The organism is Chromobacterium subtsugae, assembly GCF_001676875.1.
GTDB classification, from domain to species: Bacteria; Pseudomonadota; Gammaproteobacteria; order Burkholderiales; family Chromobacteriaceae; genus Chromobacterium; species Chromobacterium subtsugae.
In genome coordinates this window covers 44,862-64,860 of record NZ_JYKA01000010.1, presented here as the reverse complement: position 1 = coordinate 64,860, position 19,999 = coordinate 44,862, and the positions used below count along the sequence as shown (strand labels likewise).

The following is a 19,999-nucleotide window of genomic DNA, read 5'->3' as shown; positions in this document are numbered from 1 at the left end:
TGGGCGAAAACCGTTTGCGTTTGGCGTGTAAAATGCCGGGCGACGTGGATTGAACTGAAAGAATCTTAATGACGCCTCAACAAATCGTAGGCATGGCGGCCAGGCTGTTCGCGCTGTGGCTGGTGGTGATTTCCTTCCAGTCGCTTGGCATTGCCAGCTTTCTGGGCGGGCGGCCCGACAGCGGCGCTGCGGCGCCATTGCTGTATGTGATGCCGCTGTTGCCTTTGCTGCTGGCCGCTTTTCTTTGGTTTTTCCCGATGTTCATCGCGCACAAGCTGGTGCCGCGCACGCATGAAGCCAATGCGCTGAAGATCCCCGGGCGGGAGTTGCTGGCGGCCGGGGCGGCGATTCTGGGCTTGTGGGCGCTGCTGCGCGCCTTGCCGCAATTGCTCGCGGTACTGGGTTTGCTGATTGCCGCCGATCGGCCGGCGCTGGGTTTTTACTTCACTCCGGACCGCCGTCTGGATCTGTTGAGCTGCCTGCTGGAAGCGGCGTTCGGGATATTCTTGGTGGCGCGGCCCTGGTGGGTGGCGCGGCGGATCCTGCCGGAAGGGGCGCCGCGGACGGATGCGCGATAGACGCAATCCCGCTTGGTCGAGTTGAATTGGAAAGCCCGCTGGCAAGCGGGCTTTTTTGCGTTTACATTTACGATCCTGAAAAGATTTTAAACATCTGCCCGCGGAGCTGCCCTAATGCCGTTGCTGTCCATCTTCCTGACCAAATTTCTGTTCGTGATGGCGGCGCTGCTGCCCATCATGAATCCGCCGGGCCTGGTGCCCATCTTCATCTCGATGACGGCGCGCAACACGCCGCAGCAGCGCCGCTACCTGGCGCGGCGCATCGCGCTGTATTGCGCCTTGCTGCTGGTGGGCAGCATGTATGTCGGCGGCTATGTGCTGTCGTTTTTCGGGGTGTCGCTGCCGGTGGTGCAGATGTCCGGCGGCTTGCTGATCACCTTCGCCGCCTGGCGCATGTTGAACGACACGCCGGCCGAGGCCAGCCAGCCGTCGACCGAGCCGTCGCGCGGCGACAGCCAGGCCGAGCTCAAGCAGCGCGCCTTTTACCCGCTGACTTTCCCGCTGACGGTGGGGCCGGGCTCCATCTCGGTCGCCATCACCATCGGCGCCACGCTCACCGGCAGCGGCAAGGGCATCGTCCGTTACGCGGTGGCGCCGCTGGCGGGCTCCGCCGCCATCCTGGCCTGCAGCGTGCTGGTGTATCTGTGCTACAGCCACGCCGACAAGCTGCTGCGCTACCTGGGCCAGACCGGCTCGGTGGTGTTTCTGCGGCTGTCGGCCTTCATTCTGCTGTGCCTGGGGGTGCAGATCATGTGGGACGGCTTCGGCGAGCTGGCGGCGCAATGGCTGCGCGACAATGCCGCCAGCTTCCACTGACGCGGGCCGCGCCTTGCGGCTTTTGTTGACCTGAGGCAAGGCGGGAGGAGGCCGGCGGGGCGCAGACTATGTTCATGACATCGGTCCACTGAACGGAGACGAAACCATGAGCACCAGCGCTTTCTTCATCCCCTCGCTCAACCTGATGGGCGCCGGCTGTCTGCGGCAGGCGATAGACGCCATGCGCGGCCACGGCTTCCGCCGGGCGCTGATCGTCACCGACCAGGGCCTGGTCAAGGCCGGGCTGGCCGGCAAGGTGGTGGACATGCTGGCTGCGGCGGATATCGAGCCGACGGTCTTCGACGGCGTGCATCCCAATCCCAGCTGCGCCAACGTCAATGCCGGCCTGGCCTTGCTCAAGGAAAAACGCTGCGACGTGGTGGTGTCGCTGGGCGGCGGCTCGCCGCACGACTGCGCCAAGGCCATCGCGCTGGTGGCGGTGAATGGCGGCAAGATCCAGGACTACGAGGGCGTGGACAAGTCGGCCAAGCCGCAACTGCCGCTGGTGGCGATCAACACCACCGCCGGTACCGCGTCCGAAATGACGCGCTTTTGCATCATCACCGACGAGTCGCGCCATATCAAGATGGCCATCGTCGACAAGCACACCACGCCGATTCTGTCGGTCAACGATCCGGAAACCATGGCCGGCATGCCGGCCGCGCTGACCGCCGCCACCGGCATGGACGCGCTGACCCACGCGGTGGAGGCCTATGTGTCCACCATCGCCACCCCCATCACCGATGCCTGCGCCTTGAAGGCGGTGGAGCTGATCGCCGGTTTCCTGCGCCGCGCGGTGAAGGATGGCAAGGACATGGAAGCGCGTGAGCAGATGGCTTACGCGCAATTCCTGGCCGGCATGGCCTTCAATAACGCGTCCTTGGGGTATGTGCACGCGATGGCGCACCAGCTGGGCGGTTTCTACGACTTGCCGCACGGCGTGTGCAACGCGGTGCTGCTGCCGCATGTGCAGGCTTTCAATGCCGAGGCGGCCGGAGGCCGGCTGGGCGATGTGGCCGTCGCGCTGGGCGAGGAGGCGCGCAGTCCGGAAGCCGCCATCGCGGCGATAAGGCGGCTGGCGGCCGATGTCGGCATCCCGGCCGGGCTGGCGCAATTGGGCGTGAAGGACGCTGATATTCCGTTATTGGCGGGCAATGCGCTGAACGACGCCTGCGGTTTGACCAATCCGCGCAAGGCCAGCCACGAAGAAATCTGCGCGATCTTCCGCGCCGCGCTGTAGGCCGCGCACGGCCTCTCGCCTCGCAACCCGCCATCGCAGGATGGCGGGTTTTTCCTGTTTTTCCCGCCAAATGCCGCGCCGGGCACGACGATAGCGCCGGATGGCATTTAGCAAGCGGGCGGTTTTCAGGCAAGATGGATGGGTAATGACAACCGGCTTCGGCCGGATGATGAGAAAGAGAGAAGCGCATGTCCGACCTGCAACCATCCTCCCTGCACCCGGAAACGCAGGCCATTCGAGCCGGCCGCACCGTCAGTGAATTCGGCGAACACAGCCAGGCCCTGTATCTGACCTCCAGCTTCACCTACGAGTCCGCGGCCCAGGCCGCCGCGATGTTCCTGGGCGAAGTGGAGGGCTACACCTATTCCCGTTTCACCAACCCCACCGTGGCGGCTTTCCAGCAGCGGCTGGCGGCGATGGAGGGCGGCGAGCGCGCCATCGCCACCGCCACCGGCATGGCGGCGATCCAGGCGATCATGATGACGCTGCTGAAGGCGGGCGACCACATCGTATCGTCGCAAAGCCTGTTCGGCTCCACCACCAATCTGTTCGCCGGCCAGCTGTCGAAATTCGGCGTGGCCACCCGTTTCGTCGACGCCAGGGATCTGGCCGCCTGGCGCGCGGCGATCACGCCGGAAACCCGGCTGTTGTTCCTGGAGACACCGTCCAATCCGCTGACCGAGGTGGCCGACGTGGCCGCCATCGCCGCCATCGCCCATGAGCATGGCGCGCTGCTGGTGGTGGATAACAGTTTCTGTTCGCCGGCGCTGCAGCAGCCGCTGGCGCTGGGCGCCGACCTGGTGATGCATTCGGCCACCAAATTCCTCGATGGCCATGGCCGGGTGATGGGCGGCGCGGTGGTGGGCAGCGACGCGCTGATCGAACAAATCTATCTGCATGTGCGCGCGGCCGGGCCGTCGCTGTCGCCGTTCAACGCCTGGACGCTGTTGTCGGGCATGGAAACCCTGCACCTGCGGATGGAAAAGCACAGCGCCAACGCGCTGGAGCTGGCGCGCTGGCTGGAGAGCCTGCCGCAGGTGGAGCGGGTGTACTACCCCGGGCTGGAAAGCCATCCGCAGCATGAATTGGCGCGGCGCCAGCAAAAAAGCGGCGGCGCGGTGGTGTCCTTCGTGGTGAAGGGCGGCCGCGAGGCGGCCTGGCGGGTGGTCGATGCCGCGCAGGTGATCTCCCGCACCGCCAATCTGGGGGATGTGAAGTCCACCATCACCCACCCGGCCAGCACCACGCACGCGCGGGTCAGCCAGGAGGCGCGCGACCGGGCGGGCATCGTCGAAGGGCTGTTGCGCGTCAGCGTCGGTCTGGAAAATGTGGCCGACCTTAAACAAGATCTGTTGCGAGGCCTTGACTAAGCCCTTTTAACGCGTGTTTCATTCAAACGGCAGTCTAAAATTGGACTGCCGTTTTTGTATTGCCCTGAGTCGGTGAATGTCGCGGGCATGGTCTTGCCTTGACATTGATCAAATTAAAACGTAAGTTTGAAACGCTTGTTCGAAAGCTGAGATGAGCAAGACTAAACCACAAGCAAATACAATAAAGGCACTGGAGAACATGGAGGCAAGCCGTCCCGACACCGCTACCCGCATTCTGGATGTTGCAGAACGTCTGTTCGTGGAGCACGGTTTCGAGGCGACTTCGCTGCGCATGATCACCCAGCAGGCCGAGGTGAATCTGGCCGCGGTGAACTATCACTTCGGCTCCAAGGACGCATTGTTCGAATCCGTGTTCATGCGCCGGCTGGCCCCGCTGCTGGAGGGCTGCCTGCTAGAACTCGACAAGCTGGAAGCGGAAGAGGGCGAGTTGCCCCTGGATCAGCTGGTATTGTCGTTCATCCGACCCTGCCTGGCGCTGTCCAAGGACCCGTCCCGCGGCGGCGCGATGTTCGTGCGCCTGCTGTCGCGCACGCTGGTGGAAAACCACCGGCTGCTGCGCGAGACCATCTCCCAGCAATACAGCGTATTCGTGCAACGCTATACCAGCGCCTTCCAGAAGGCGCTGCCCCATCTGGAGCCGGAGCAGTTGGCCTGGCGCATGCACCTCGCCTTCAGCGTCATGTTCAACGCCTTCGCCGGTAACGATGTGCTGAAAATCTTCACGCGCAGCCAGATCGTCACCGCCCGGGATCCGGACATGATCGTCAAATATCTGGTGCCTTTCGTGATTGCCGGTTTGGTTTCGCCTGTCGAAGGCTGATTCCGCGCCGCCTGCCGGAGTATGACAAAAGCAAGGCAGCGGTTTGCGGGAGTGAGGGGTCAACACGAGGGTAATACACAATGATTGCTGCCATTCTTCTGATCGCGCTGCTCGGCGCGCTGGCGTATTTCGCCGCGCCGGTGCTGGCCTGGACTGTGGGCATCGCCGCCTGGCTCGCCGCGCTCCAGTTCGTTTTCCATTGTCCGCCGTCCGTCGCCGTCTGGGCGGTGTTCGCCGTTGTCGCCGCGGTGCTCAATATCGTGCCGCTGCGCCGCGCGGTGTTCACCGGCCCGGTATTCGGCATCTTCAAGAAAATCACTCCGGCGATGTCGCAGACCGAACAGGAAGCGATCAACGCCGGCACCGTATGGTGGGACCGCGATCTGTTCTCCGGCAAGCCGGACTATCAGCGCCTGCTGTCTTTTCCGGATCCGAAGCTGACGGCTGAAGAGCAGGCCTTCATCGACGGCCCGACCGAACAGCTGTGCGGCATGATCGACGACTGGAAGATCACCCACGAGCTGAAGGACCTGCCGCCGGAAGTATGGCAGTTCATCAAGGACAACGGCTTCCTGGGCATGATCGTCAAGAAGAAATACGGCGGCCTGGAGTTCTCCAACTACGCCCATGCCAAGGTGGTGACCAAGATCGCCACCCGCGGCGGCTCCGCCGCCGTATCGGTGATGGTGCCCAACTCGCTCGGCCCGGGCGAGCTGCTGCAGCACTACGGTACTGAAGCGCAGAAGGACTACTATCTGCCGCGCCTGGCCAAGGGCCAGGAAGTGCCTTGCTTCGCGCTGACCAGCCCGTACGCCGGCTCCGACGCCGGCAGCATTCCCGACTTCGGCGTGGTATGCCGCGGCTCCTACACCCACCCGCGCACCGGCGAGCACTTCGAAAACGTGCTGGGCGTGCGCGTGAGCTGGGAAAAGCGCTGGATCACCCTGGCGCCGGTGGCCACCATCTTGGGCCTGGCGTTCAAGATGTACGACCCCGACCACCTGCTGGGCGACAAGGAAGACATCGGCATCACCTGCGCGCTGGTGCCGACCGAGCACGCCGGCGTGGAAATCGGCCGTCGCCATTTCCCGGGCGGCGCCGCCTTCATGAACGGCCCGACCTGGGGCAAGGACGTGTTCATTCCGCTGGACTGGATCATCGGCGGCCGCGATTTCGCCGGCCAGGGCTGGCGCATGCTGGTTGAGTGCCTGTCGGTAGGCCGCTGCATCTCGCTGCCGGCGATGTCGGTGGCCTGCGGCAAGCTGACTACCTGGACCACCGGCGCCTATGCCCGCATCCGCGACCAGTTCGGCCTGCCCATCGGCAAGTTCGAAGGCGTGGATGAGGCGATGGCCCGCATCGGCGGCTTCACCTACCAGATGGAGGCGTCGCAGGATCTGGCGCTGACCGCGCTGGATAACGGCGAGAAGCCGTCGGTGCTGTCCGCCATCCTGAAGTACCACAACACCGAGCGCATGCGCAAAACCCTGAACGACGCGATGGACGTGCATGGCGGCAAGGCAGTGGTGCTGGGCCCGCGCAACTACCTGGCGCGCGGCTACCAGGCGATTCCGATCGGCATCACCGTCGAAGGCGCCAACATCCTGACCCGTTCGATGATCATCTACGGCCAGGGCGCCATCCGCTGCCATCCCTTCGTGCTGCGCGAAATGAAAGCCGCGATGGCCAACGACGGCGCCGAGTTCGACAAGGCGATCACCGGCCACATCAACTTCGTGATCAGCAACAAGGTGCGCGCCTTCTGGCTGGGCCTGACCGGCGCCTGCTTCGCCGGCAGCCCGAAGGGCGGCGTCACCGCGCGCTACTACAAACAGACCACCCGCCTGTCCAGCGCCTTCGCGCTGCTGTCCGACATGGCCATGTTCAGCCTGGGCGGCTCGCTGAAGTTCCGCGAGAAGCTGTCGGCCCGCCTCGGCGACATGCTGTCCGGCCTGTACATCGCCACCGCCTGCCTGAAGCGCTTCGAGCGCGACGGCGCGCCGAAGGAAGACATCGCGGTGATGAGCTGGGCGGTGGAAAACGCGCTGTACGACGTGCAAGTGGCGATGGACGGCTTTCTGGCCAACCTGCCCAACCGCGCGCTGGCGTGGATTCTGCGCCGCATCATCTTCCCGTGGGGCCTGACGTTGAAGCCGGCGTCCGACCGCGTCGGCACCAAGGTGGCGCGCGCGCTGATGGAGCCCGGCGCCACCCGCGACCGCCTTACCCGCGGCATGTACGTGTCCAAGGATGAAAACGACGCGGTCGGCGTGCTGGGCCACGCGCTGGAGGCCGTGCTGGCGACCGAGCCGGTGGAGCAGAAGCTGCGCAAGCTGGCCCGCGACGGCAAGTTCCGCACCATCACCGCCCGCGAGCGCCTGGCCGAAGCGCTGCAGACCGGCCTGATCACGCAAGCCGAGTTCGACGCCGTCGCCCGCGCCCGCAAGCTGAAGCGCGACGTGATCATGGTGGACGACTTCGACATGAAGCTGGAGCAGCATGATGACAAAATGCTGCAGCGCCTGATTTTCTAAGATCGGCAAAGTGGTACTATCGCCGGACACGCGCGACGTGTCCGGCGTTGACGAAAACGGCTGCGACGCGATTGCGGCCGTTTTCGTCAACGCTTAGCGCCCGGCGGGCAGGAGTTCAAGCAATGGAGCAGCAGGAGCAACGGATTCCGGTCTTGCGAGTCAGGGCCCTGCCCACCAGCACCAATGCCTACGGCAGGGTGCAGGCCGGCTGGCTGATGAGCCAGATCGACATGGCCGGCAGTCTGGACGCCGAACGGCTGTCGCGCGGTCCGGTCACCACGGTGGCGGTCAACGCCTTCCAGTTCGCCGCGCCCATCATGCTGGGCGACGTGGTGGACATGTATGTGGAACGGCTGCGGATAGGGCAGAAGTCCATCACGCTGAAGATTTCGGTGGAGGCGGAGCGGATGGACGGCTCGCACGTGCGCGTGACCGAGGTGATCGCCACCTATGTCGCTATCGACCGCGATGGCAAGTCGCGCCTGCTGGGCCAGGATTGAGGAAAGTGTTGCCGTATTTCCCGATTGTTGTGGAAATGTTGCATTAAAACGAACGTTTGGAACAAAAGCTCTGCGGTTTGGTGGGATTGCTCTAATTCTCTGGTAGCATCGATTATGACTCACGCCATGATTGGGTCATCGTTAATGAAAATATCTACTCAAGAAATATCAGAGAGGGAAGCATGAAGCTCAAGCATCTTAGCCTGTCCGTGATGATCATGGGCACTGCGCTCGGCCTGGCGTCCACTCAGGCGGCTGCCTCGGGTTATCAGTTCGGTTCGCAAAGCGTCTCCGGCCAGGGCACCGCCCATGCCAACGGCGCGGAAGCCAACGATCCGTCCACCATCTTCTCCAACCCGGCCGGCCTGACCAGGCTGGACGGCACCCAGCTCTCCACTGGCGTCACCCTGGTGGTGCCGCACTCCGAATACACTGACAACGGCTCCAAGAATGTGTTGGGCCAGCCCACCGGCGGCGACAACGGCGGCACTTTCGCGCCGAAGGCGGTGGCGGCGCCGACCTTCTACCTGTCCAGCAAGATCAACGACAGAATCACCGCCGGCATCGGCATGTACGTGCCCTACGGCGCCAAGCTGGACTACGGCTTCAACTGGGCCGGCCGCTACGCGCTGAAGAGCATCGACCTGCAGTCGCTGAACATCAACCCGTCCATCGCCTTCAAGTTGGATGAGCGCAATTCTTTGGGTTTCGGAATTTCGGCTCAGTACATGGACGCCACCCTGGAGCAGATGGCTGATGCCACGTCCGGCCTCGCCATGAAGGCGGCCGCAGCTGGCGGCATCACCGGTCCGTATGGTCCGGGGGGGGCGACCGTTACCTTGACCAATCCGGCGCAGATCTCCGCTGTAATGCGGGCTGGCGGCATTGGCGGCGATGGTCTGGCTCACGTTGAGGGTAATGACTGGGGATTCGGCTGGAATATCGGCTACATGTTCCAGTTGAATGAAAACACTCGCTTCGGCCTGGCCTACCGCTCCACTGTGAAGCAATCGTTGCAAGGCTCTTCTACTTGGACGTTCAATAACGTCCAAGGCAATGTGACCATCGGCGGGGTGACGCTGCCTGCCGCTGTCGCGGCCAAGCTTGCGCACCCGGATGCTTCCGCGTCTGTCGATGTCAGCACGCCGGAGACGGCATCGGCCAACTTCTTCCATCAGCTGAATCCGAAAATTGCGTTGATGGGCGATGTGACCTGGGTGCGCAACTCGCGTCTGCAGCAGATCGACATCAAGCAGTCGACCGTTAACGGCGTGGTGCAGGGCGATCTGGTGTTGCATCAGAACTGGAAAGATACCTGGCGCGTGTCGGTCGGCTCCAACTACCAGCTGAGCGATGCCTGGATGCTGCGCGGCGGCTTGGCCTGGGAGCAGTCTCCGGTGAAGTCGGATGACCAGCGCCATCCGGCGATTCCGGATAGCGACCGCATCTGGCTGTCGCTGGGCGCCAACTTCAAGATCAACAAGCAAAGCTCGATCGATATGGCGTACAGTTTCATCGACTTCAAGAGCGCTAACGTCAACTACTCGGATACTTGCAACCCGACCGGCAATAACGGCGCATGTACCGGCAACGGCGGCACGGTCAATGGCAGCTACAAGACCTATCTGCAACTGCTCGGCCTGCAGTACAACTACCGCTTCTAAGCCGTCTTTAATGGCTTGAAACTCCCGACAGGGCAGGCGCGCAGCGTCTGCCCTGTTGTCGTTCCGGCACAGTGGGCGGCTTTGTTGCGGCCGCGCCAGCGCCGCATGCAGTTTTTTTACAAAAGCTGCTTTGATTTTGCCCAAAATGGGTTAGACTAATCCGACATAAAAGCGAGTGTTTGATATTTTATCGACGCTGGCCGATCTGCAGGACGATTCCGCGGCGCGCGGGCCGTCCGAATGGTCTACAAAGCGGGTCCGGCAACGGGCCGCGAGTGGTGACGGACCGGAAGAATAGCGAATATCGCCGGCCACGCTATCAAGTAGTACCCGCCTGCGCCGCTCCAGCCTCTGGCGGAGCGGGCGCAGGGCAAGGACGATTCAACGCTCGTCCTTGAAGCAAGCTGGACAGGTTGAGAGGGGCCTGTCTCATGTGTGTTTCAACAAATCGAGGAAACCATGTCTCAAACCAAATTCAATGTGCGCAAGGTAGCCGTGCTCGGTGCCGGCGTGATGGGGGCGCAGATCGCCGCTCATCTGGTAAACGCCAAAGTCCCGACCATCCTGTTTGATCTTCCGGCCAAGGAAGGCGACAAGAACGGCATCGCGCTGAAGGCCATCGACGGTCTGAAAAAGCTGAAACCCTCTCCGCTGGCGGGCAGCGATGTGGTGGCCCACATCCAGCCGGCCAACTACGACGACCATCTGCACCTGCTGAAGGATTGCGACCTGGTGATCGAGGCCATCGCCGAGCGCATGGACTGGAAGGTGGACCTGTACCACAAGGTGGCCCCGCATCTGGGCGAGCACACCATCTTCGCCACCAACACCTCCGGCCTGTCGATCAACAAGCTGGCCGAAGGCTGCCCGGATTCGGTGCGCCCGCGCTTCTGCGGCGTGCATTTCTTCAACCCGCCGCGCTACATGCACCTGGTTGAAATCATTCCCTGCGTGACCTCCGACGCCCACATCCTGGACAACCTGGAACGCTTCCTGGTGTCCACGCTGGGCAAGGGCGTGGTACGCGCGAAAGACACCCCGAACTTCGTCGCCAACCGCATCGGCGTGTTCTCGATGCTGGCCACCATCGCCAACGCCGCCAAGTACGGCATCCGCTTCGACGTGGTCGACGACCTGACCGGCCCGCGTCTGGGCCGTCCGAAGTCCGCCACCTTCCGCACCGCCGACGTGGTGGGCCTGGACACCTTCGCCCACGTGGTGAAGACCATGCAGGACACCCTGCCGCAAGATCCGTGGCACGGCCTGTTCCAGACTCCGGACTGGATGCAGAAGCTGATCGCCGCCGGCGCGCTGGGCGCCAAGACCAAGGCCGGCATCTACAAGAAAGACGGCAAGCGCATGCTGGTGCTCGACCCGGCCAAGGGCGAGTATGTCGGCTCCGGCGAGAAGGGCGACGACGCGGTCAAGGACATCCTGAAGATCGCCGATCCGGCGGAGAAATTCCAGAAGCTGCGCGACAGCGAGCATCCGCAGGCGCAATTCCTGTGGGCATGTTTCCGCGACGTGTTCCACTACATCTCCTACCACCTGGGCGATATCGCCAATTGCGCGCGCGATGTCGATTTCGCCATCCGCTGGGGCTTCGGTTGGAGCGCCGGTCCGTTCGAGACCTGGCAATCCGCCGGCTGGCAGCAAGTTGCGAAATGGCTGCAGGAAGACGTCAAGGCCGGCAAGGCCCTGACCGCCGCCGAACTGCCGGCCTGGGTGCTGGAGAGTGATCGCGCCGGCGTGCATTTCGCCGAAGGCTCGTTCAACGCCGCCGACAAGAAGCTGATTGGCCGCTCCGCGCTGGATGTTTACCAGCGTCAGCTGGCGCCGGCCAAGGTGCTGGGCGAAGCCGTGGCGCCGCTGGGCGAAACCGTGTTTGAAAACGAGGGCGTGCGCGCCTTCACCACCGGCGACGATGTGCTGGTGGTGTCGTTCAAGTCCAAGGCCCACGCCATCGGCCCGGCCGTGCTGGAAGGCCTGAACACCGCCATCGACATCGCCGAAGACCGCTTCAAGGGCCTGGTGATCTGGCAGACCGAAGAGCCGTTCTCGGTCGGCGCCGACCTGCAGTCGATGATGCCGGCCTTCATGATGGGCGATTGGGACGCCATCGATTCGATGATCGGCCGCTTCCAGACCACCGCCTTGCGCCTGCGCTACAGCCAGATCCCGACCGTGGCCGCTACCCAGGGCTATGTATTCGGCGGCGGCTGCGAATTCGCGATGCACTGCGACAAGACCGTGGCGGCGCTGGAGTCCTATGTCGGTCTGGTGGAAGTGGGCGTGGGCCTGCTGCCGGGCGGCGGCGGCTGCAAGGAATTCGCGCTGCGCGCTTCGCAGGAGGCCCGCGGCGACGTGCTGGCGGCGCTGAAGGACTACTTCATGAACATCGCCACCGCCAAGGTCGCCACCAGCGGCGTCGAGGCGCAGGAGCTGGGCTTCTTCCGCAAGGGCGATCCGGTGGTGTTCAACGCCTATGAGCTGCTGTACGTGGCCAAGAAGCAGGCGCTGGTGCTGGCAGAATCCGGCTACCGTCCGCCGCTGAAGGTGAAGGGCTTCCCGGTGGCTGGCCGTTCCGGCGCCGCGTCGATCAAGGGCCAACTGGTGAACATGCTGGAAGGCAACTTCATCAGCCAGCACGACTTCTTCATCGCTTCGCAGATCGCCGACGTGATGACTGGCGGCGATGTGGAGGCCGGCACCCTGGTTAACGAGCAATGGATTCTGGACCTGGAGCGCAAGGCTTTCATGACCCTGCTGAAAAACTCCAAGACCCAGGACCGCATCGCGAACATGCTGACCACCGGCAAGCCGCTGCGCAACTAAGTGCTTGGGGATGATTCTGCTGCGCGTGCCGATCTCAAGGCTGTGATGCTCGCCGTACCACTTGTACGGCTGCGCTTCTCGCCTTGACCTCGGCCCGCTCGCTGCGAATCCTCCCGCAAGCACGGCCAATAGCCAGATGATAGGTCGGTTGATTTCTACCGCTTGGATCAGCCGGCCGACAGGAGAATCGAAAATGAGCAAACAAGTACAAGAAGCTTACATCGTCGCCGCCACCCGCACCCCGGTGGGCAAGGCGCCGCGCGGCATGATGCGCCATGTGCGCCCGGACGACATGCTGGCGCATGTGATCACCGGCGCGCTGGCCCAGGTGCCGACCCTGGACCCGAAACTGATTTCCGACTGCGTGGTCGGCTGCGCCTTCCCGGAAGCGGAGCAGGGCCTGAACATGGCGCGCATCGGCGTGCTGCTGGCCGGCCTGCCCAACACCGTGGGCGGCATCACCATCAACCGCTACTGCTCGTCCGGCATCAACGCCGTGCAGATGGCCGCCGACCGCATCCGCCTGGGCGAAGCCGACGTGGTGATCGCGGCCGGTTCCGAATCGATGTCGCTGGTGCCGATGATGGGCAACAAGGTGTCGCTGAACCCGGAAATCTTCGCCAAGGACGAGAACTACGGCATCGCCTACGGCATGGGCCTGACCGCTGAAAAAGTGGCGCAGCAGTGGGGCGTGTCGCGCGAAGACCAGGACGCGTTCGCGGTGGAATCCCACCGCCGCGCGCTGGCCGCCATCGACGGCGGCAAGTTCAAGAGCGAGATCACCCCGCTGGAAGTGACTTACCGCACGCCGAACCTGGAAACCGGCGAAGTGGTGAGCAAGACCCGCGTGCTGGACACCGACGAGGGCCCGCGCCGCGAAACCACGCTGGAAGGCCTGGCCAAGCTGAAAACCGTGTTCGACGCCAAGGGTTCGGTCACCGCCGGCAACTCTTCGCAGATGTCCGACGGTGCCGGCGCGGTGATCCTGGTGTCCGAGCGCGTGCTCAAGGAGTTCAACCTGGTGCCGCTGGCCCGCTACGTGACCTTCTCGGTCAAGGGCGTGCCGCCGGAAATCATGGGCATCGGTCCGAAGGAAGCCATCCCGGCCGCGCTGGCCCAAGCCGGCTTGAAGCAGGACGACCTGAAATGGATCGAACTGAACGAAGCCTTCGCCGCCCAGGCGCTGGCGGTGGCGCGCGATCTGGAGCTGGACATGTCCAAGGTCAACCCGCACGGCGGCGCGATCGCCCTGGGCCACCCGCTGGGCGCGACCGGTGCCATCCGCACCGCCACGCTGGTGCACGGCATGCGCGACGCCGGCCTGAAGGGCCACGGCATGGTGACGATGTGCATCGGCACCGGCATGGGTGCCGCCGGCATCATCGAAGTGCTGTAAGCCAGCTACCTTCCGCTACCCGCGATAAACCCGCCGGATTCCCGGCGGGTTTTTTCATGCGCGTGCCCGCGCTGGCCGGATGAGAAAAGCCTGCCCCTTGGGCAGGCTTTCCCGCGCCGCGAGATTGCGCGTTTAACGTCCCATGTAACGGATCACGTTCATATTGCCGGAGCTGCGCACCACCACCCAGCCTGCCGGAATCGGCGAGCCCAGCATCACCGTGATTTCCGTCCCCGGCGCGGCGCCCTTGGTATAGCGGATGACATTGCTGTTGCCATTGGCGCGCACCACTACCCAGTCGGCGGGAATGGGCGAGCCCAGCATAACGGTAATCTCGTTGCCATAGCTGGAGCCATTCAGATTGCGCAGCGTGTTCATATTGCCGTCGCCGCGCACGATTGCCCAGCCGTCCGGTATCGGCGAGCCCAGCATCACCGAGATTTCCGTTCCCGGCGCCGCGCCCTTGGTGTAGCGGATGACATTGCTGTTGCCATTGGCGCGCACCACTACCCAGTCGGCGGGGATGGGAGAGCCCAGCATCACGGTGATTTCGCTGCCATAGCTGGAACCGTTGAGATTATGCAGCACGTTCATTTTGCCGTCGCCGCGAACGATCACCCAGCCGTCCGGCGTCGGCGAGCCCAGCATTACCGCGATTTCGGTTCCCAGCGACGCGCCTTTGCTGTAGTAGATGACGTTAGTGGTGCCGGTAGAGCGGATCACCACCCAGTCTTTGGGAATCGGAGAGCCCAGCATGACCGACAGCTGCTGAGTGTAGGAAGCGCCGTGGGTGTCGGTGATTTCGTTCTGGTTGCCGCTGCTGCGGGTGATGACCCAGCCATCGGGAACCGGCGAGCCCAGCATGATCCATAGCGTTTGGCCGTAATACAACGGCGCGAAGCGCGCGGTTTGAGGGTTGGCGGGCTGTGCGGCGGAGGCGGCATTGGCGCAGGCGGCGCCGGCCAGCAGCGCTGCTGCGGCGATACGGAACAGTGTCTTGTTTGTCATGGAATGATGATCTTGGCGTGCTTGTTGCGGTTGGTCGAATGACGCGTTTGTCGAGCGGTGCGGGGTGTCCGGGCTGTCGCTATTGAAACTGCGCGGCCGGATATTTTAAAATGACTATGTCATTTATTTTATGAGCATGTCGCAATTTTGGCAATCGCGGACGTCGCCGATGGATTGGAGCTGTCGCTGGAGCGGGTGGAAAGGACGGAGGGAGGCATGCGGGCCAATGCCATGCGCGCTTGGCTGCGATAGGGCAGGCAAGCGCGCGGTTGATGGCGTGGGTTTTGGCGCTAGATGCGGAAACGGCTGATCAGCGTATCCTGGCGCGCGACTTTTTCCGACGTTTCATTGCAATGCTGCAATTGCACCTCGGCGACATCGGCCACTTGCTGGCCTATCTGCTGGATATTGCCGGCGCTGTGGCTGATGTCCTGCGCCATGCCGCTTTGACGCTGGATGGTGCTGGCGATTTCGCTGTTTTTGCGGTTGATGTCGGCGATCACGTCCTGGATGCGCAGCAGCATTTCGCTGGTCTGTTCCGCCTCGGCCACGGTGTGGCCGGCGCGCTCGCGGCTTTCCTCCATTTTCTGGTGCGCTTGCCCCACCCCGCGTTGCAGCTGCTCTATCGTGCTGCGTATCTCCTGGGTGGCGCTCTGGGTTTGCGACGCCAGCTTGCGCACTTCGTCGGCGACCACCGCGAAGCCGCGCCCCAGCTCGCCCGCCCGCGCGGCCTCGATGGCGGCGTTGAGCGCCAGCAGATTGGTCTGCTCCGCCACGCCGGTAATCACTTGGACGATGGATTCGATATTTTTGCTGAAGGCGGCCAGCTCGCCCATCGATTGCGAAGTTTCCTCCATGGTCTGCGCCAGTTTGCAGATGGACTGGGCGGATTGGGCCACCTGTTTCACCCGGCCATCGGTTTCCTCATGCGCCTGCTTCGCCGCGGCGGCCACGGCGCTGGCATTATTGTTGATTTCCCCGGTGGTGTCGGCCATTTCCTGGATTGCCGATGCCAGGCCGTCCAGCTCCTGCTGCAGGCGGGCGGCCTCGTTGCGGCTTTGGCGGGCTTCGTTGGCGCTTTGCTCGGTGCTGTCGTGCACCGAATGCGAAATCCGCTGGATGTCGCCGACCAGTTGCTGCAGGTAGGCGAGGAAGGTGTTGAGTTCGTGGGCCACCTCGCCGAATTCATCGCTGGCGGAATCGTCTATCCGGCGCGTCAGATCGCCGTTGCCGCTATTGATTTGCGCCAGCGATGACTTCAGCTGCAGCAGCGGCGCCTGCATCAGCCGCCCCATCAGGCTGCTGAGCGCCAGCATGCTCAGGATTACGCCTATCACCGCGCCTATCATCGCCTGCTGGCCCAGCGAGCGGACGTTGGCCATTACCTTGTCGGTGTCCAGGACGATGCCTACCAGCCATTTGGCGTTTTGCAGCTTGTCCAGCGGCTGGAAGGCCACCATCAGCTTTTTGCCGTTCACGTCGATGTCTTGCAGATCCTTGCTCAAGGCCGGCGCTTGTCCGCCGAACAAGTCGGCCACCGATTTGCCGTTCAGCTTGCCGTCGGGGTGGCTGATGATCTTGCCGTCGGCCGACAGCAAAAAGGCATACCCCGCGCCGTTGAAATTGACGGTGTTCAGCGCTTCGGACACGGTTTTCAGGCTGAGGTCGCCGCCAAACGCGCCCTTGACCGCGCCCTTGTCAGTGAGCTTGGCCACCGCCGAGATCAATATCTCGCCGGAGGCGGCGTCGGGGTAGGGATCGGTCAGCGCGGCGCCGTTGGCGTTCTTGGCCACCGGATACCACGGGCGTTTGCGCGCGTCCCAGTCGGGCGGCGGGTTCCATTTGGGATCGTTGGTGATTCTTTTGCCGTCGGTGTCCAGTCCGCCGAAGATCAGCAGAAACTCCTGCTTGTGCTGAGGGCGGTCGAACACTTCCTGAATGCGCTCCGCGCTGAAGCCGGAGTCTATCAGCTGCGCCATCAAATCTATCTGTTTGAGCTTGCCGTTCAGCCAGTTTTCAATCTGCGCTGCCAGCACTTGGCCGGTTTGGGCGATCTCCTGCTGCTTGTCGCGCCTGACGCTGTCGGCGATGCTGCGGTACTGGATCCAGGACAGCGTGGACACGGTGACGGCCAGGACCAGCGCCGAGATGAGTCCCGCTTTGTGAGCTATTTTCATGATCCGACCCTTGCCGTGGCGCTAATTTGATTTAGGTTAGTACATTTTGCGCAATGGACCAGCCGCGGCCGCAAGCCTGTCCGGAAGGCTGGCGCGGCAGTCTGCTCGCAAGGGGGGAGATGAAAAAAAGCCGCAGGCGCGGCATGGGGCGGGAGACGGGCGGCATGGCCGCCCTTGCTCAGGCGTGGGCCTGGTATGCCTTCAGCACTTGCAATCCGTGGGTTTCTGCGCGGACTTGATCATGGCGGCAAATCATCCTGCTGTTCCCGATCAGAGCCTGAATGCCGGATAGCAGGTTGAAGCGGGCAGGCACGGGATAGCCCAGGTTTTGATTCAGCGGACGGATATGAAGCACCGCCGCCATGTTTTGGTACTCCTCGGGCGTCAGCTTGCCGGAGTCGAGCATGCTCGTCATCACATCGTGGGCTTAGTCCGTGGAGAGGTTCTCCAAGTTCAGCTTGCCGGCCGCTTTGGGAGCGGGCGCATCCGACTGCGCTTCGGTCAGCATTCGGACAAATCCGGATGCCTGCGCGGCGTCGGCGATTCGGGGCGCGGATGCCACCGGCTTTGCGGAAAGCGCCGGGGTCAGCATTTTTTCTCCGTTGGCGACTGTCAGCGTACCTTCAAATTAGCCCGGTAGACATAGCCCGGCGAGTTGATCGGGATCGACCAGGATTCAAATGCTCAAGTCATGGGGCATGGTTTGCCTACAGGAGCCGGGGCAGTCCAGGGGCAGGCCATGCGCGTTTCTGGCAAAACAGCGTGGCGTGTCTTGGTTTTGGTTTGCCGGCGCGGATGGCAACATGGTCAAGGTGACTTGCCAGAAGCCATGGAAGCGAACTGATCCGGTGGCGGGGTCAGTATCGTTGACGTGTACGTTTGAGCAGGTGTTTGATGCTGGTTAGGTGAGTTTTACGGCAAAACGGCAAGCATATTGCTTGCCGTTTTGCATGCACCTACCGGTTAGAGTTTGATGCAGTAGAAGGGGCCGCTAGGCCGGCCATAACCTTTGTTGGCATAGAATGCGCCCGGGGCTGAGGCGATAGCGTAAAGGGAAACATCTAGCTCGGCGCCAGATTTCTCATCATTCCAGATGAGGTCTCCTGCGGAGGTCTCCGAGACGAGGTCCCTGCGGATGCAGCGGTAGTTGGGAATGTAGGGCTTGCTGTAATCGCTCTGCGCTACCGAGCCAATGGCTACATAGCCTGCCGGAGCATTCGGCAGCCAGATGGAGCCATCGCTGCTGCCGCCGCTTCCTTTGTCGGTCCATATCAGAGTGTAGTCTATCGGCAGTGCCAGCAAAGGGGCAGAGCCATCGTCATTTTCCACCTCTACCACCTGGATTGCCCCACTCCCTGATTTGCCGTGATCTCCCTGGGCATGATCGCCAATGATGTACTGGTTGGGATTCGTCGGAGCCGGACGCCAGATGCTGACATCCTTGGCGGAGCCGGTTCCTTTGTCGGTGTAGATCGGGTCATGTAGGTAGTTGGAGATTGTGGTAACGATCAATCTGGCGGATCCAGCGTTCAGGATTTGCTTCACGATTTCGGGCGAATTCATATGAAACTCCTAACGGTAAGTAAGTGTGAAATGAGTGATGTTAATTCACTCATAACTAATTTTGCATTAATTCAGTTGTTATGCCTTGTTACTTGTGACAGTTGTAAGGAAGATAAATAAATGCAAATACAGCAAGACGTCCAAGGCTTTGCCCTTGATGCGCGCAGTCTGAGGCTCGGCATGCCGGCTATGGGCAATCGTTTGCTGATATTCCCAATACGCATGTGAGGAACGTGACGGTCGTGCGGAGTGGCAAGTATCGCGCTTACTTTGGGGAGTAGGGGATGGGTGATGAAGTCGTGCTGCCGCGGGAGAATTTCCGGGCACTGCTGGAGGCGGCGGCCAAGGCTGGCGCGCGCCAAGCGTTTGATGAGGCGGGCGTCGAGTATGCGGTGAAGCTAGCCACGAGAGTAGATGGCGTAGCGGATGCTGTGCTGAAGGCGTTGGCCGGCGGCATTGTGATCGGTCTGCTGGGAGCGATCTGGGCCGTCAAGTCAGTCCGAAGCGCTTCGTGCCTCTCTTGCCGATGCAAGCAAGACGTCCGGGTAATTTCCGATTGTGACGGTATCTTGCTTGCCGTCTGCCGGTCGGCAGTACTGTAGGCGCCACGCTTTCTTGCCGTGGGGATCACCCACACAGCCAACCTGCCACCATCAGACAGCTTGATAACGGCAAGACCAGGTTTGGCGGGGTTAATCCTGGCCGTGGTAAGTGGAGCAACGAGTTTTGGCATGTTGGGATCCCGTACCGTCACGGCGCAAGCTTATACGAACAAGGCTACCGTCAAAACAGATTGATGTGTGCTGATTGCCGCTTGCCGGAAATGAAAAAGCCGCCAGTCATAGCAAGCAAACTCAAGGGTTTCGCTTACTACCGCTGACGGCTTCTTGCTGCTATTTGGCGGAGGCTGTGGGATTCGAACCCGCGGAACAATCCAGCATCCATGCGGGTTTCGCGGCGTTGGCTATTAACTTGGGGCGTATTTGGGGCAACCCATCAATCCCCATGCCGCAACCACCTCATCTAGCATACCTTCACCGCTCGTCGGATGCCACTTGCCGGCGACGCTCCCCTGGCTGTAGTTTGAAAACGTACGAATTCAAATTGCAGACCATCATGGAACCCAACCGCACCCCCTATACCCTCGACCTACTGAGCGACGAGCTCGACATGGTGATCCGCGCGCTCAAATCTGGGCAGCCGACCCTGTGGGAAGCCAAGCAACTGACCCAGCGATACCGGGAGGTTTTCATCGACCAGACTCGCGATCTGCTGCCGGCCCATGAGGGCTGTGAGCAAACCGTCGCCGGCCGGCTGCTGGTCGTTCAGGAGCTGGAGCTGGCGCTCGACCGCTTCCGCGAGATTGGCGTGTCGCCGAAAACCCGGATGCGCGATGTCCCATGCCTGGACACCGCGCTGCGCTACTCGCTGGATGAGGCCGCAGCGGGGCGCCCTGGTGGGATTTCGTTCCGATGAA

The 19,999-nt window shown here is 62.4% G+C and carries 17 protein-coding genes; 11 read left to right on the top strand and 6 right to left on the bottom strand.

All coding sequences use genetic code 11. From position 1 onward, the window contains the following. Nucleotides 1–122: 122 nt before the first annotated feature. From MY55_RS13865 to MY55_RS13820, 10 genes are all read left to right on the top strand, one after another. Nucleotides 123–578, top strand: coding sequence for a hypothetical protein (locus MY55_RS13865; RefSeq protein WP_157889324.1), 456 nt, complete (start codon nt 123–125; stop codon nt 576–578). A 114-nt stretch (nt 579–692) separates the two neighbouring features. Then, on the top strand, nt 693–1,394 hold the full coding sequence (locus tag MY55_RS13860) for a MarC family protein (RefSeq protein WP_043580695.1): 702 nt from the start codon (nt 693–695) through the stop codon (nt 1,392–1,394). Between the two features lie 106 nt (nt 1,395–1,500). Continuing rightward, on the top strand, nt 1,501–2,634 hold the full coding sequence (gene yiaY, locus MY55_RS13855; protein WP_065202558.1) for an L-threonine dehydrogenase: 1,134 nt from the start codon (nt 1,501–1,503) through the stop codon (nt 2,632–2,634). 188 nt (nt 2,635–2,822) lie between these two features. Next, entirely contained in the window at nt 2,823–4,004 is a 1,182-nt protein-coding gene (locus tag MY55_RS13850; protein ID WP_043580699.1) for an O-succinylhomoserine sulfhydrylase, read from the top strand. 199 nt (nt 4,005–4,203) lie between these two features. Beyond that, nucleotides 4,204–4,845 carry a TetR/AcrR family transcriptional regulator gene (locus tag MY55_RS13845; protein ID WP_043580701.1) on the top strand — a complete coding sequence of 214 codons (642 nt, stop codon included), beginning with the start codon at nt 4,204–4,206 and terminating at the stop codon, nt 4,843–4,845. An 80-nt stretch (nt 4,846–4,925) separates the two neighbouring features. After that, on the top strand, nt 4,926–7,379 hold the full coding sequence (locus tag MY55_RS13840) for an acyl-CoA dehydrogenase (RefSeq protein WP_047238406.1): 2,454 nt from the start codon (nt 4,926–4,928) through the stop codon (nt 7,377–7,379). A gap of 152 nt (nt 7,380–7,531) precedes the next feature. Continuing rightward, nucleotides 7,532–7,879: an acyl-CoA thioesterase gene (locus tag MY55_RS13835; protein WP_230623452.1), complete on the top strand. Its 348-nt coding sequence runs from the start codon at nt 7,532–7,534 to the stop codon at nt 7,877–7,879. Between the two features lie 182 nt (nt 7,880–8,061). Further along, nucleotides 8,062–9,543: an OmpP1/FadL family transporter gene (locus MY55_RS13830; RefSeq protein ID WP_047238405.1), complete on the top strand. Its 1,482-nt coding sequence runs from the start codon at nt 8,062–8,064 to the stop codon at nt 9,541–9,543. Nucleotides 9,544–10,002: 459 nt separating this feature from the next. Continuing rightward, on the top strand, nt 10,003–12,378 hold the full coding sequence (locus MY55_RS13825) for a 3-hydroxyacyl-CoA dehydrogenase/enoyl-CoA hydratase family protein (protein WP_047258508.1): 2,376 nt from the start codon (nt 10,003–10,005) through the stop codon (nt 12,376–12,378). Nucleotides 12,379–12,571: 193 nt separating this feature from the next. Next, complete coding sequence (locus tag MY55_RS13820) at nt 12,572–13,774, top strand: acetyl-CoA C-acyltransferase (protein ID WP_047258488.1); 1,203 nt, start codon at nt 12,572–12,574, stop codon at nt 13,772–13,774. A gap of 132 nt (nt 13,775–13,906) precedes the next feature. Here MY55_RS13820 and MY55_RS13815 read toward each other — a convergent pair whose 3' ends face one another. From MY55_RS13815 to MY55_RS24630, 6 genes are all read right to left on the bottom strand, one after another. After that, nucleotides 13,907–14,782: a hypothetical protein gene (locus MY55_RS13815; protein ID WP_047237692.1), complete on the bottom strand. Its 876-nt coding sequence runs from the start codon at nt 14,780–14,782 to the stop codon at nt 13,907–13,909. A gap of 290 nt (nt 14,783–15,072) precedes the next feature. Continuing rightward, on the bottom strand, nt 15,073–16,959 hold the full coding sequence (locus tag MY55_RS13810; protein WP_065202557.1) for a methyl-accepting chemotaxis protein: 1,887 nt from the start codon (nt 16,957–16,959) through the stop codon (nt 15,073–15,075). A gap of 178 nt (nt 16,960–17,137) precedes the next feature. Then, nucleotides 17,138–17,374: a hypothetical protein gene (locus MY55_RS13805; protein WP_047243359.1), complete on the bottom strand. Its 237-nt coding sequence runs from the start codon at nt 17,372–17,374 to the stop codon at nt 17,138–17,140. A 12-nt stretch (nt 17,375–17,386) separates the two neighbouring features. Then, complete coding sequence (locus tag MY55_RS23585; protein ID WP_155419363.1) at nt 17,387–17,551, bottom strand: hypothetical protein; 165 nt, start codon at nt 17,549–17,551, stop codon at nt 17,387–17,389. Nucleotides 17,552–17,922: 371 nt separating this feature from the next. Next, complete coding sequence (locus MY55_RS13800; RefSeq protein WP_043577449.1) at nt 17,923–18,522, bottom strand: Vps62-related protein; 600 nt, start codon at nt 18,520–18,522, stop codon at nt 17,923–17,925. 494 nt (nt 18,523–19,016) lie between these two features. Continuing rightward, nucleotides 19,017–19,157, bottom strand: a complete 141-nt coding sequence (locus MY55_RS24630) for an Arm DNA-binding domain-containing protein (RefSeq protein ID WP_219945936.1) — start codon at nt 19,155–19,157, stop codon at nt 19,017–19,019. A gap of 481 nt (nt 19,158–19,638) precedes the next feature. On the opposite strand from MY55_RS24630, the gene MY55_RS13790 reads away from it, so the two are divergent. Continuing rightward, nucleotides 19,639–19,998 carry a hypothetical protein gene (locus MY55_RS13790; protein ID WP_157889322.1) on the top strand — a complete coding sequence of 120 codons (360 nt, stop codon included), beginning with the start codon at nt 19,639–19,641 and terminating at the stop codon, nt 19,996–19,998. Nucleotide 19,999: the final 1 nt, after the last annotated feature.

What these genes read in the sequence shown, in the direction of transcription:
- MY55_RS13850 (WP_043580699.1), top strand. Translation starts at nt 2,823, where the DNA reads ATGTCCGACCTGCAACCATCCTCCCTGCACCCGGAAACGCAGGCCATT.
- MY55_RS13860 (WP_043580695.1), top strand. Translation starts at nt 693, where the DNA reads ATGCCGTTGCTGTCCATCTTCCTGACCAAATTTCTGTTCGTGATGGCG.
- MY55_RS13820 (WP_047258488.1), top strand. Translation starts at nt 12,572, where the DNA reads ATGAGCAAACAAGTACAAGAAGCTTACATCGTCGCCGCCACCCGCACC.
- MY55_RS13805 (WP_047243359.1), bottom strand. Translation starts at nt 17,374, where the DNA reads ATGACGAGCATGCTCGACTCCGGCAAGCTGACGCCCGAGGAGTACCAA.
- MY55_RS23585 (WP_155419363.1), bottom strand. Translation starts at nt 17,551, where the DNA reads ATGCTGACCCCGGCGCTTTCCGCAAAGCCGGTGGCATCCGCGCCCCGA.
- MY55_RS13830 (WP_047238405.1), top strand. Translation starts at nt 8,062, where the DNA reads ATGAAGCTCAAGCATCTTAGCCTGTCCGTGATGATCATGGGCACTGCG.
- yiaY (WP_065202558.1), top strand. Translation starts at nt 1,501, where the DNA reads ATGAGCACCAGCGCTTTCTTCATCCCCTCGCTCAACCTGATGGGCGCC.
- MY55_RS13840 (WP_047238406.1), top strand. Translation starts at nt 4,926, where the DNA reads ATGATTGCTGCCATTCTTCTGATCGCGCTGCTCGGCGCGCTGGCGTAT.
- MY55_RS13800 (WP_043577449.1), bottom strand. Translation starts at nt 18,522, where the DNA reads ATGAATTCGCCCGAAATCGTGAAGCAAATCCTGAACGCTGGATCCGCC.
- MY55_RS13825 (WP_047258508.1), top strand. Translation starts at nt 10,003, where the DNA reads ATGTCTCAAACCAAATTCAATGTGCGCAAGGTAGCCGTGCTCGGTGCC.
- MY55_RS13790 (WP_157889322.1), top strand. Translation starts at nt 19,639, where the DNA reads ATGGAACCCAACCGCACCCCCTATACCCTCGACCTACTGAGCGACGAG.
- MY55_RS13815 (WP_047237692.1), bottom strand. Translation starts at nt 14,782, where the DNA reads ATGACAAACAAGACACTGTTCCGTATCGCCGCAGCAGCGCTGCTGGCC.
- MY55_RS13810 (WP_065202557.1), bottom strand. Translation starts at nt 16,959, where the DNA reads ATGAAAATAGCTCACAAAGCGGGACTCATCTCGGCGCTGGTCCTGGCC.
- MY55_RS13845 (WP_043580701.1), top strand. Translation starts at nt 4,204, where the DNA reads ATGGAGGCAAGCCGTCCCGACACCGCTACCCGCATTCTGGATGTTGCA.